Below are 11940 nucleotides of genomic sequence, written 5' to 3'. Positions count from 1 at the left end.
TCCGCACGCCGCACAGAGACGGCAGACACCAGACGGCAGACATAGAAGGAGCGCCCGGCATGTTGCCGGGCGCTCCTTCTATGTCTTGGGACCGATCTCTCGGGAGTCAGCGCTGGTCGCTGCCAGCCGGGTCAGCTCAGCGGGAGCGCTGGCGGATCCGCTGGATGTCCAGGATCACCACGGCGCGCGCCTCCAGACGCAGCCAGCCGCGCTGGACGAACTCGGCCAGCGCCTTGTTCACGGTCTCGCGGGAGGCGCCGACCAGCTGGGCCAGCTCCTCCTGGGTGAGCTCGTGGGCCACCAGCACGCCGTCGGGCGCCGGGCGGCCGAAGCGGTCAGCCAGGTCCAGCAGCGCCTTGGCCACGCGGCCTGGGACGTCGGAGAAGACCAGGTCCGCGAGGGACTCGTTGGTCCGGGTCAGGCGCTTGGCCAGGGCCTGCAGCAGCTGGACCGAGACCTCGGGGTTGGTGGTGATGACGTTGCGCAGGCTCTCGTGACGCAGGCCTGCCAGTCGCGTCTCGGACACGGCGGTGGCCGTGGCGGTGCGAGGGGCCGGGTTGAACAGGGCCATCTCGCCGAAGATCTCACCCGGGCCGAGCACGGCCAGCAGGTTCTCGCGACCATCGGGGGTGGTGCGTCCCAGCTTGATCTTCCCAGAGATGATGAAGTACAGCTGATCACCCTGGTCACCCTCGTGGAAGACAGAGGAGCCACGGGAGAGGTCAACCTCATTGAGCTCTTTGATGAGGGCGCTGAAGACGTCGTCGTCGAGCGTGGCGAACAGCGGTGCGCGGCGCAGTACTTCAAGGTCCATGGGCGATCCGTTCTTCCTGGATGTGTGAGATGACAGACTCTCGGTGCTTAGAAGTTACCAGTTCGCCTCGACGTGCGGAAACGTTCGGCAGGCGGCCAAGGATTCTATGTCATTCTTGAAGCAGCGATTCTGCGGCCCCCGCGCGCCGGGGTTGCACCCCTGCAGCTGCCCGAGAAGGCACCCCGCTGCACAGACCACCCTGGACCGTAAGGAGCCCGCCACTGATGGGAATCACCCTGCTCGACGTGATCTTGGTGGCGGTGCTTCTGGGCTTCCTGATCGCGGGACTGCGCCGAGGCGTCTGGGCCACCCTGGGCGGGGTCTTCGGGTTCCTGGTGGGGGCCACCGCGGCGTTCTTCGCCATCCCGCTGGTCGCCTCCTGGGTCGCGGACCCGCTCTGGCGGGTGATCGCGGTGATCGCTGCGGCAGTGGTGCTGGTGGCCGCCGGTCATGGACTGGGATCCGCCGCCGGCGCCGAGATCCAGCGGATGTTCCGCTCCCGCGCCGTGCGTGGCATCAGCGCGCTGATCGGTGGTGTGCTCAACGTGGTGGTCGCCTGCTTCGTGATCGCGCTGCTCTCCTTCTCGATCTCCGCAATGGGGTTCCCGGCGGTGAACCAGGCGATGAGGCAGTCCACCGTGCTGGAGACCATCGACTCGGCGGTGCCGGAGCAGGCGGAGTCCTGGTTCGCGCAGGTCCGCTCGGCGGTCCTGGAGTCTGACATCCCGGAGATCGCCCAGCTGGTGCCGGAGTCGGCAGAGCCGCCAGAGAGCCAGGACCTCAACGACGCCGGGCTCGCCTCGGCAGCCTCCGTGGGCCGGATCACCGGGGTGGCCGAGCAGTGCGGGCAGTCCCAGTCAGGCTCGGGCTTCGCCGTGTCCCCCACCCGGGTGGTGACCAACGCCCACGTGATCGCCGGAGTGGGCGAACCTGCGGTGGAGATGCCCGACGGCGAGGTGCTCACCGGCCGCGCCGTGCACTTTGACCCCGCCTCCGACCTGGCGCTGATCGCGGTGGACGGCCTCGGCGTGGAGCCGCTGCAGGTCAGCGACGGGATCGACGTCGGGGACTCGGGCTACGTGATGGGCTACCCGGCCGGGGGGCCGTTCTCCGCAGGCAGCGCCACGGTGCAGGCTCGCGACGTCTCCCAGGTCAACAACATCTACGGCAGCTCCCCGGGCTCGCTGGAGATCTTCCAGCTCAGCGCGGATGTGCGGCAGGGCAACTCCGGCGGTCCGCTGATCGATACGTCCGGGGACGTGGCCGGGGTGGTGTTCGCCCGCGCGGTGGAGGGCAGCAACGTCGGCTTCGCGATCACCGCGGACCAGGCCGGGAGCGTGCTGACCGACCCCGACCGCTACACCGAGACCGTCTCCACCGGTCAGTGCACCGACCGCTGACCTGCCCCCAAGCTCCAGATGGGCCGGTGGCCGCGGCTAGAGCAGCAGCTCGGTGCCGGTGAGGCGCTGATAGGCATCCAGGTAGCGCCGACGGGTCGCGGCGATGGCCTCCTGCGGCAGCTCCGGGGGCGCCTGGCCGGAGTTCCGGTCCCAGCCGGATTCCGCCGAGGTCAGCCAGTCCCGGACGAACTGCTTGTCGAAGGAGGGCTGCGCGGTGCCGGGCTCCCAGCTCTCGGCAGGCCAGAAGCGTGAGGAGTCCGGGGTCAGGACCTCATCGGCGACGGTGAGCGCCCCGGCCGGGTCGAAGCCGAACTCCAGCTTGGTATCAGCCAGGATCACGCCCGCCTCCCGGCAGGTCCCCTCGGCCAGCGCGTAGATGCGCAGCGTGGCTTCGCGCAGCCGCGCCGCCAGCTCTGCGCCCACCTGCTCGCTGAGCGTCTCGAAGCTGATGTTCTCATCGTGATCCCCCTGCTCCGCCTTCGACGAGGGGGTGAAGATCGGTTCCGGCAGCGCAGAGCCATCGGTGAGCCCCTCGGGCAGCTGCAGCCCGGTCACAGTGCCGGTGGAACGGTATTCAGCGAGCCCGGACCCGGTGAGGTAGCCGCGAGCGATGCACTCTGCGGGCACCATCTGCAGGTTCCGGCAGATCATCGCGCGCCCGGCCACGGCCTCTGGCACCTCCACGGAGACCACGTGGTGCGAGATCCCCGCGGCCTCGAGCTGGTCGAACCACCACAGGCTCAGCTGGGTCAGGATGATGCCCTTCTCCGGGATCGGGCTGCTCAGCACGTGGTCGTAGGCGCTGATCCGGTCGCTGGCGACCATCAGGACCACGTCCTGCCCGTCCCAGGGCGAACCCGGCGCCGGGCGGTAGAGCTCACGGACCTTTCCGGAGGAGACATGCACCCAGCCCGGCAGGTCCTCGGTCGCGTCCTCCCGCGGGTGCGCCTGCCCCGTCGTGTCCTGAACGGTCAGCGCGATCTGACCGGCGAGCGCCTTCGCGGCGATGTCCGTGCGGTGCTGTTCCCCGTCCCAGGAGATCTCCTGGACCCCGGCGTAGGCGCCTCGCACTGCATCGCTGAGCGAGTCCCCGGTGCCGACGACGGCGAGCACTCGGCCACCGTTGGTGATGAGCCGGCCCTGGTCGTCGAGGGCGGTGCCGGCGTGCAGCACCGCCACGCCCTCGAGGCTCTCGGCCTGGGCGATCCCGGTGATCGGGTCACCCCTGCGGGGGGACTCCGGGTAGTTCTCGGCGGCCATCACGACGTCGGCGGCGTAGCCTCGTGCCCATTCAAGGGTGCGTCCCGGTCCCAGCGAGCCGGTGGAGCACTCCAGCAGCAGCGCTCCCAGCGGGGTGGCGAGTCGTTCCAGGACCGCCTGGGTCTCCGGGTCTCCGAAGCGGGCGTTGAACTCGATGACCCGCACACCCCGGGAGGTGACGGCGAGCCCGCAGTAGAGCACCCCGACGAACGGGGTGCCGCGGCGGGACATCTCGGCCAGGGTCGGGGCGGCCACGGTGTCCACCACGATCTCCACGAAGTCACGCTCGGTGCCCGCGGCGTCGGTCTCGGTGTACCCCTGAAGCCAGTCCAGCGGGGTGTAGGCGCCCATGCCGCCGGTGTTGGGGCCGGCGTCGTCGTTGAAGATCCGTTTGAAGTCCTGAGCCGGGGACAGCGGGACCAGGTCCACCCCGTCGGAGAGCACGAAGAGCGAGACCTCGGGACCGTCGAGGAACTCCTCGACAACCACAGTGCCGCCCGCGGCGAAGCAGGCCTGGGCGTGGGCCAGCGCCTCGGCGCGGTCCTCGGTGACCACCACGCCCTTGCCGGCGGCCAGCCCGTCGTCCTTGATGACATAGGGCGCACCGAATTCATCGATGGCGGCCTGCGCGGCGCTGAGCTCGCTGACGTGGATGGCTCCGGCGGTGGGCACTCCGGCAGCCGACATGACCTCCTTGGCGAAGGCCTTGGAGGCTTCCAGCCGGGCTGCGGCCGCAGAGGGTCCGAAGGCGGGAATCCCGGCCTCGCGGACCGCGTCGGCCACACCTGCGGCCAGCGGCGCCTCGGGGCCGATGACCACCAGATCGAAGCCGCCGGCCACGGCCAGCGCCGCCACCGCGGCCCCGTCCTGGGCGTCGAGGTCGTGGCAGCGGACCTGCGCCGCGATCCCGGCGTTGCCCGGTGCGGCCTCCACGGTGGTGACTGCTTCATCACGCAGCAGTGCTCGGACGATGGCGTGCTCGCGGCCTCCGGGGCCGACTACAAGTACCTTCACGCCGCTCAGCCTATCGAACGGCGACCTGTGCCGGTCTGTCTCGCGGCGCGCGGCCTGGCCGCTTCCGTAGACTGAGGCCATGACTGATGCGCGCCGCTCCCCCGTTGCACCCTCGGTGCCCGCTCCGCACGGCTCCGCCGTGGGTTCCCCTGATCAGCGGGAGCTGCAGCCGGCCTCGGTCGCAGAGTCGGCCGAGCTCGCGGTGGTGACCCGCGCCGGCGTCGTGGAGTCCCGCCACATCGGCTCGGCGGTGCTGGTGGGACCCGGCGGTGAGGTGCTGGAGTCCATCGGCGCCCCAGAGCGGCTGATGTTCCCACGCTCCACGCTGAAGCCCTTCCAGGCCATCGCCGCGCTGCGCTCGGGAGCCCTGATCTCGCCGGAGGCGGTCGCCCTGGCCTGCGGCTCCCATGTGGGCTCGCGCAAGCACCAGGAACTCGCCGCCAGCGTCCTGCAGGCCGAAGGACTGGACGAGTCCGCCCTGAAATGCCCCAGCGCCTGGCCCGCGCGCCACGAAGACCTGCGGGTGCACCTGCAGGCGGGCAAGGCCGAGACGCCGCTGGCCTTCAACTGCTCCGGCAAGCATGCCGCGTTCCTCGCCGCCACCCGGACCAACGGCTGGCGCCTGGCCACCTACCTGGAGCGCTCGCATCCGCTGCAGCAGGTGATCATGGAGGTGATCGCCGAGTACTGCGGCGAGGAGCCCACCGAGGTCGGAGTCGACGGCTGCGGGGCCCCGGCCCCGGCGCTCTCCCTGACCGGGCTGGCCAGGGGCTTCTCCAAGCTGGCCGCCGCCACCTCGCGCCGCGACGCCGAGGTCCACGCCTTCACGGTGAACCAGGCCATGCTGGACTACCCCTGGGCGGTGCACGGCCGGGGCGAGGCCAACACCGTGGTGCTCGAAGATCTGGGGCTGACCGCGAAGCTCGGTGCGGAAGGTGTCCTGGTGGTCGCCGCACCGGACGGCACCGCCGCGGCGGTCAAGGTCCTCGACGGCTCCTCCCGCGCCACGAACCTGGTCGCGCTGAGCCTGCTCGCTGCCCGCGGCGTGATCGACGTCGAGGCGCTGGGCCCGGTGCTGCGCAAGATCGTCAAGCCGATCACCGGCGGTCTCGCCAGTGAACAGGTCGGCAGCATCCGGCTGGCGCCTGCCCTGATCGACCGGCTCTGAGATGCACCTGCGGCGCAGAACCTGCAGCTCAGGAGAACCCGTCGGTTTGTAGCTGACATTCAGGTTCCTGCCGTCCAATGAGGTCTGCGCAGTCGCTGCCCGCAGCGGCACCCGAGAACCGCGCCCGGACCCCGACGACCCCGTCTGTGCCCCGGGCGGCTGATGAGGAGAACCACGCATGCCACGCCTGAAGCGGGTGCTGCCCGGCAAAGACCCGGGCATCGAACGGATCGCCGGAGAATCTGGGTTCAGCTACCAGGACGACGCCGGGGCACCCCCGAGTCCAGCGGATCTCGAGCGCATCGAGGCGCTCGTGATCCCACCCGCCTGGACCGACGTCTGGATCTGCCCGATGCCGCACGGACACGTCCAGGCCGTGGGCACCGACCAGGCGGGACGCCGCCAGTACCTGTACCACCCGGACTGGACCTCCCGTCGAGACCGCGGCAAGTACGCGAAGGCGCTGACCCTGGCCTCGGCACTCCCTCGGGCTCGGGCTCGGGTCACGGTGGCGCTCCGCGCGGAGACGGTGGACCGGGACCTGGTGCTGGCAACCTCCTTCCGGCTCCTGGACGTCTCGGCGCTGCGGGTCGGCTCCAAGCGGCACCTCTCCCGCACCGGCAGCCGCGGCATGACCACCTTGCAGTGCCGGCACGTGCGCATCGAGGAGTCGCAGATCTCCTTCACCTTCCCCGGCAAGTCCGGGCAGCGCCAAGCCATCGTGGTGGAGGACCCCGAGCTGGCTCTCTCCATGACCTCGTTGGTCGCGGCAGGTCAGCGCGCCCCGCTGCTGGCCTGGAAGGAGGGACGGCGCCGGGTGGCGCTCACCCCGCAGCAGGTCAACCGCTATGTCGGTGAGCTCACCGGCGGTGAGTTCACCGCGAAAAACTTCCGCACGCTGCGCGGGACGATCATCGCCGCGCAGACCCTGGCCGAGATCGGGGACCCCGGCACCAAGCGGGAGCGGGAACGCGCGGAGCGCGCCGCGGTGGCCGCGGTGGCCGAAGCGCTGGGCAACACCAGCGCCGTGGCGCGGGGCTCCTACATCGATCCCCGGGTGTTCGCTCGGTACCGCCGGGGAAAGGTCCTGGACACCTCGCGGGCCCCGGAGTCTGCGCTGCGGTCCCTGCTGCTCACCCGCTGAGCCGCTGGAGACCTGAGCCGCCTGAGCCGGCCCGTCCACTGAGGTGACAGCACCAACCCGGGTTTTTATTCCGCACCCCGGGTGCATTTCGCGCATCGGTGAACTGCCCCTCCCAGCGCCGGATCGGCTTGTGCCAGCCGGTTCGGGATCATAGCGTCGAGGGGTCCGCCGCTTCGGCGGGCAGGTCACCGATCGACCACTGAAAAGCGAGGCAGAGATTCCCATGGCCGACTATAAAGTCACCAACCCAGCCACCGGAGAGGTCGAGGCGGAGTTCGCCACCCTCACCGACGATCAGCTGCGCGAGTCCCTGGACCGCACCGCCGAGACTTTCACCTCCTGGTCCGAGTCCGAGCTCTCCGAGCGCGCGCAGCTGCTGCGCCGCGCCGCAGAGCTCTATGAGGAGCGCAAGGACAAGCTCGCCGAGATCATCACCCGTGAGATGGGCAAGCCGGTCAAGCAGGCGCGCTCGGAGCTGGACATCGTGATCTCGATCTTCAACTACTACGCCGATCACGGCGCAGAGTTCCTGCAGGACGAGGAGATCACCGACGCCCCCGACGGGCGTGCCTTCATGCAGAGCGAGCCCGTGGGCGTGCTGCTGGGCATCATGCCCTGGAACTTCCCTTACTACCAGGTGGCACGCTTCGCTGCGCCGAACCTGATGATCGGCAACACCATCCTGCTCAAGCACGCCTCCCAGTGCCCTGAGTCTGCGGCCGCGATCGAGGAGATCTTCCACGACGCCGGCTTCCCGAAGAACGCCTACACCAACGTCTACGTCTCCAGCCAGCAGATCGCGGAGATCGTGATCCCCGACCCCCGGGTCCAGGGCGTCTCGCTCACCGGGTCTGAGCGGGCCGGCACCAAGGTCGCCGCCACCGCGGGGGAGAACCTCAAGAAGGTCGTCCTCGAGCTCGGCGGCAACGACCCGCTGCTGGTGCTGGATCGCGAGATCCTGCCCAAGGCGGTCAAGGGCGCCGTCTCCGGTCGGATGGCCAACGCCGGACAGGCCTGCAACGCCGCCAAGCGGGTGATCGTGCTCGAGGAGTTCTACGACGAGTTCATGGAGGCGTTCCGGGAGTCCCTGGGCAAGATCGAGCTGCGCGATCCGCTCTCCGAGGAGGCCTTCATCGGTCCGATGTCCTCGGTCTCCGCAGCCGAGGACCTGCACGAACAGGTCCAGGACACCGTCAAGCAGGGCGCGACCCTGCACATGGGCGGGGACTTCGATGAACGCGGCGGCGCCTGGTACCAGCCCACGCTGCTGACCGACATCACCCCGGAGATGCGCGCCTATGGCGAGGAGCTCTTCGGGCCCGTGGCGATGGTCTACAAGGTCGCCGACGAGGAGGAGGCCATCCGTCTGGCGAACGACACCCAGTACGGTCTCTCCGCCTCGGTCTACTCCACCGACGAAGCACGCGCCCAGCGCGTGGGAGAGCGGATCCAGACCGGGATGGTCTTCGTGAACCAGCCTCCAGGAACCTCCGCGGAGCTTCCCTTCGGCGGCGTGAAGCGCTCCGGTGTGGGCCGCGAGCTGGGCCCCTACGGCATGGCGGAGTTCGTGAACAAGCGTCTGGTGAAGATCGCCGGATGACGAGCCGCTGAACATGGCACGACGTCGGATCACCGCCGACGACGGCATGGCCGCGGTCCGCGCATGGGAGTCCGGAGACTCCGAGCGCCGGACCGTGGCCACTGCTGTGCGGTACTTCCTCGAAGAGCTGGCCGAGACCGCGCCTGGGAACTCCGTGGAGGTCCGAGTCCCGCCCTTCGGGGTGACCCAGTGCGTCGAAGGGCTCTCCCACTCCCGCGGCACTCCCCCGAACGTTGTCGAGCTGGCCCCGCAGGACTGGCTGGAGCTGGCCACCGGGGTCACGGACTGGCAGAGCGCGCGAGCCCAGGGGCGGATCTCCGCCTCCGGCACCCGCGCGGACCTCTCGGCGCTGCTGCCGCTGACCCGAGGCTGACCCAGGGGCTGGCGCGAGGCTGACCCAGGGGCTGGGCCGGGCTGAGCCGGCACCCAGGCAGGGCCGGTAGCATGGAGGACATGTCATCACGTGAGCAGACGGGCGAGCCGCAGCCCCGGCAGGTGACCGTCCGCCCCACCCCGCGACTGAGCCCGTTCCTGATCGCCGGCGTGGTTGCGGCCGTGCTGGCCGCCGTCGTCGTGGTGCTGGTCACCGGCCCCGCCGACGACTACTCGCTGCGCGGCTCGCTGGGCTATCTCACCGTGGCCTTCGCAATGCCCGGGCTCGCCCTGGGCGCTGTGACCTGGCTGTTCATCGACTGGCGCTCACGCAAGCGCACCCGCACTTATGACCTGCAGAAGATCGACTCTGCAGAGAGGACTCCTGCGCATGACCCGGAATGATGGTCGGTTGAACTTCAATCTGCTCGACGAGGACCCGCTGCCCCAGGATGAATGCGGAGTCTTCGGCGTCTGGGCACCAGGGGAGGAAGTCTCCAAGCTGGCCTACTACGGGCTCTACGCCCTGCAGCACCGCGGTCAGGAATCGGCCGGGATCGCGGCCTCCGACGGCAAGAGCATCCGGGTGTACAAGGACATCGGCCTGGTCTCCCAGGTCTTCGACGAGTCCACGCTGAACTCGCTGACCGGGCACATCGCGGTGGGGCACTGCCGCTACTCCACCACCGGGGCCAGCCAGTGGTCCAACGCCCAGCCCACCCTCGGGGACACCCCGCACGGGACCGTGGCGCTGGGTCACAACGGCAACCTGACGAACTCCGCAGATCTGCGCGAGCGGATCATCGAACGTCACGGGCGCGCCGATTTCGGCGAGCTCAATCAGGGCAACACCACCGACACCGCGCTGGTCACCGCGCTGCTCAAGGATCAGCCCGGGGAGAGCCTGGAAGACCAGGCGATGGCCCTGCTGCCGACCCTGGAAGGCGCGTTCTGCCTGGTGTTCATGAACGAGAACACGCTTTACGCCGCCCGGGACCCGCACGGGGTGCGCCCGCTGGTGCTGGGCCGCCTGGCCAGCGGCTGGGTGGTCGCCTCAGAGCAGTCCGCACTGGCCACCGTGGGCGCCTCGGTGATCCGGGAGATCGAGCCCGGTGAGCTGATCGCGATCGACTCCGACGGCGTGCGCTCGCACCACTTCGCCGCCGCCACTCCGGCGCGCTGCGTCTTCGAATACGTCTACCTGGCCCGCCCGGACGCGAACATCAACGGCCGCTCGGTCTACGAGTCCCGGGTGGAGATGGGCCGCCAGCTGGCCCGCGAGGACACTCACGACGCCGACATCGTGATCCCGGTCCCGGAATCCGGCACCCCGGCCGCGGTGGGCTACGCCGAGGCCTCCGGGCTGCCCTTCGCGCAGGGGTTCATCAAGAACGCCTATGTGGGCCGGACCTTCATCCAGCCCTCCCAGACGCTGCGCCAGCTCGGGATCCGGCTCAAGCTCAACGTCCAGGAGCACGTGGTGCGCGGCAAACGCGTGGTGGTGGTCGATGACTCGATCGTGCGCGGGAACACCCAGCGCGCCATCGTGCGGATGCTGCGGGAGGCCGGTGCCGCCGAGATCCACGTGAAGATCTCCTCGCCGCCGGTGCAGTGGCCCTGCTTCTACGGCATCGACTTCGCCTCCCGCGCGGAGCTGATCGCCAACGGCGCCACCATGGAGGAGATCACTCAGGCAGTGGGAGCGGACTCGCTGGCCTATATCTCCGAGGACGGGATGATCGCGGCCACCCAGCAGCCGCGCTCCACCCTGTGCACCGCATGCTTCTCCGGGGTCTACCCGATCAAGCTGCCGCCGGAGAGCCGGCGCGGAAAGATGCTGCTGGAGACGCCCTCGGCCACAGACGCCGGTTCCACGCAGAACCCCGGTGGCGGCTGTGACCCCGGTCCGGACGCCGAATTCGACATCGACGAGATCCCCCTCGCGGAGGCCAAGAAGTGACTGCACAGAACACCAGCGCCGCATCAGGTTCCGGCGCGCCGATCACCTATGCCTCCGCCGGAGTCGACGTGGAGGCCGGGGACCGCGCGGTCGAGCTGATGAAGGCCCATATCGAGGCCACGCACACCCCGCAGGTGATGGGCGGTGTGGGCGGCTTTGCAGGGCTCTACGACGCGTCTGAGCTCAAGCGGCTGCCGCGGCCGCTGCTGGCGACCTCCACCGATGGGGTCGGCACCAAGGTGGCCATCGCCCAGGCCATGGACATCCACGACACCATCGGCTTCGACCTGGTGGGGATGGTGGTCGATGACATCGTGGTGATGGGCGCCAAGCCGCTGTTCATGACCGACTACATCGCCACCGGGAAGGTGGAGCCCGCCCGGATCGCCGCGGTGGTCTCCGGCATCGCCAAGGCCGCCGCCGAGACCGGCACCGCGCTGGTCGGCGGGGAGACCGCCGAGCACCCCGGGCTGCTGGAGCCGGAGGAGTACGACGTCGCCGGTGCCGCCACCGGCGTGGTCGACGCCTCCGCCGTGCTGGGCCCAGAGCGGGTGCGCGCCGGGGATGTCATCATCGGCATGGCGTCTTCCGGCATCCATTCCAACGGCTATTCCCTGGTCCGCCGGGTGATCTCCTCCGCCGGCTGGGACTACGAGCGAGAGGTCGAGGAGTTCGGCCGGACGCTGGGCCAGGAGCTGCTGGAACCGACCCGGCTCTACACCACGCCCTGCCTGGACCTGGTCACCGCACTCAACGGGGATCCGGCCGAGACCGAGATCTCCCCGGAGGCTCCGGTCCGCGGCTTCAGCCACGTCACCGGCGGCGGTCTCGCGGCCAACCTGGCACGCGTGCTGCCGGCTGGACTGATGGCGACCGTGGACCGCTCCACCTGGTCCTGGCCCGCCGTGTTCTCCCTGATCGCACGGCTCGGCTCGGTCCCGCAGGCCGATCTGGAGCGCACGCTGAACCTGGGCGTGGGCATGATCGCCGTGGTCGCCCCGGAACGGGCCGAGGACGCCGTGTCCTTGCTCAACGCAGCCGGGCAGAGCGCCTGGGTGATGGGGGAGGTCAGCGCCTACCGCGCTGACGAGTCACGGGTGACCCAGGCCGGTCTGGACTTCGTCCAGGGCGCCAAGGGCGTCGACGGCGGCGGCGTGCTGCTGACCGGCCGATACGGCGCCTGAGAACTCCCGGAGGCCGAGCTGCTG

General features: G+C 69.8%; 10 protein-coding genes. 8 read left to right on the top strand and 2 right to left on the bottom strand.

Annotated elements, in window-relative coordinates; translation table 11 throughout:
• Positions 1–136: 136 nt before the first annotated feature.
• Complete coding sequence (locus HNR24_RS11605) at positions 137–814, bottom strand: Crp/Fnr family transcriptional regulator (RefSeq protein WP_058889571.1); 678 nt, start codon at positions 812–814, stop codon at positions 137–139.
• Positions 815–1038: 224 nt separating this feature from the next.
• Between HNR24_RS11605 and HNR24_RS11600 the strand changes: the two genes are divergently transcribed.
• The gene (locus HNR24_RS11600; RefSeq protein ID WP_182495862.1) at positions 1039–2214 is read left to right on the top strand and encodes a MarP family serine protease; all 1176 of its coding nucleotides are present in this window, start codon (positions 1039–1041) and stop codon (positions 2212–2214) included.
• A 36-nt stretch (positions 2215–2250) separates the two neighbouring features.
• Here HNR24_RS11600 and purD read toward each other — a convergent pair whose 3' ends face one another.
• A complete protein-coding gene (gene purD, locus HNR24_RS11595; protein ID WP_182495861.1) occupies positions 2251–4488 on the bottom strand; it encodes a phosphoribosylamine--glycine ligase in 2238 nt (745 codons plus the stop codon).
• Positions 4489–4567: 79 nt separating this feature from the next.
• Between purD and HNR24_RS11590 the strand changes: the two genes are divergently transcribed.
• The 7 genes from HNR24_RS11590 to purM all read left to right on the top strand — a co-directional run bounded on the left by HNR24_RS11590 (position 4568) and on the right by purM (position 11916).
• Complete coding sequence (locus HNR24_RS11590) at positions 4568–5656, top strand: asparaginase (protein ID WP_083505027.1); 1089 nt, start codon at positions 4568–4570, stop codon at positions 5654–5656.
• Between the two features lie 178 nt (positions 5657–5834).
• Positions 5835–6800: a DNA topoisomerase IB gene (locus HNR24_RS11585; RefSeq protein ID WP_182495860.1), complete on the top strand. Its 966-nt coding sequence runs from the start codon at positions 5835–5837 to the stop codon at positions 6798–6800.
• Between the two features lie 223 nt (positions 6801–7023).
• On the top strand, positions 7024–8400 hold the full coding sequence (locus HNR24_RS11580; protein WP_182495859.1) for an NAD-dependent succinate-semialdehyde dehydrogenase: 1377 nt from the start codon (positions 7024–7026) through the stop codon (positions 8398–8400).
• A gap of 13 nt (positions 8401–8413) precedes the next feature.
• Positions 8414–8773 carry a sterol carrier family protein gene (locus HNR24_RS11575; protein WP_182495858.1) on the top strand — a complete coding sequence of 120 codons (360 nt, stop codon included), beginning with the start codon at positions 8414–8416 and terminating at the stop codon, positions 8771–8773.
• Positions 8774–8853: 80 nt separating this feature from the next.
• Positions 8854–9177, top strand: coding sequence for a hypothetical protein (locus tag HNR24_RS11570; protein WP_058889565.1), 324 nt, complete (start codon positions 8854–8856; stop codon positions 9175–9177).
• Entirely contained in the window at positions 9164–10732 is a 1569-nt protein-coding gene (gene purF / locus HNR24_RS11565) for an amidophosphoribosyltransferase (protein WP_058889564.1), read from the top strand. Before HNR24_RS11570 ends, purF begins: the two co-directional genes overlap by 14 nt.
• Positions 10729–11916 carry a phosphoribosylformylglycinamidine cyclo-ligase gene (purM, locus tag HNR24_RS11560; protein WP_182495857.1) on the top strand — a complete coding sequence of 396 codons (1188 nt, stop codon included), beginning with the start codon at positions 10729–10731 and terminating at the stop codon, positions 11914–11916. Before purF ends, purM begins: the two co-directional genes overlap by 4 nt.
• The last annotated feature ends 24 nt before the right edge of the window (positions 11917–11940 follow it).

It is taken from the genome of Nesterenkonia sandarakina (genome assembly GCF_014138825.1).
GTDB classification, from domain to species: domain Bacteria; phylum Actinomycetota; class Actinomycetes; order Actinomycetales; family Micrococcaceae; genus Nesterenkonia; species Nesterenkonia sandarakina.
Note: the sequence above shows the minus strand (reverse complement) of the source record. Positions and strands in the feature narration are given on the sequence as shown.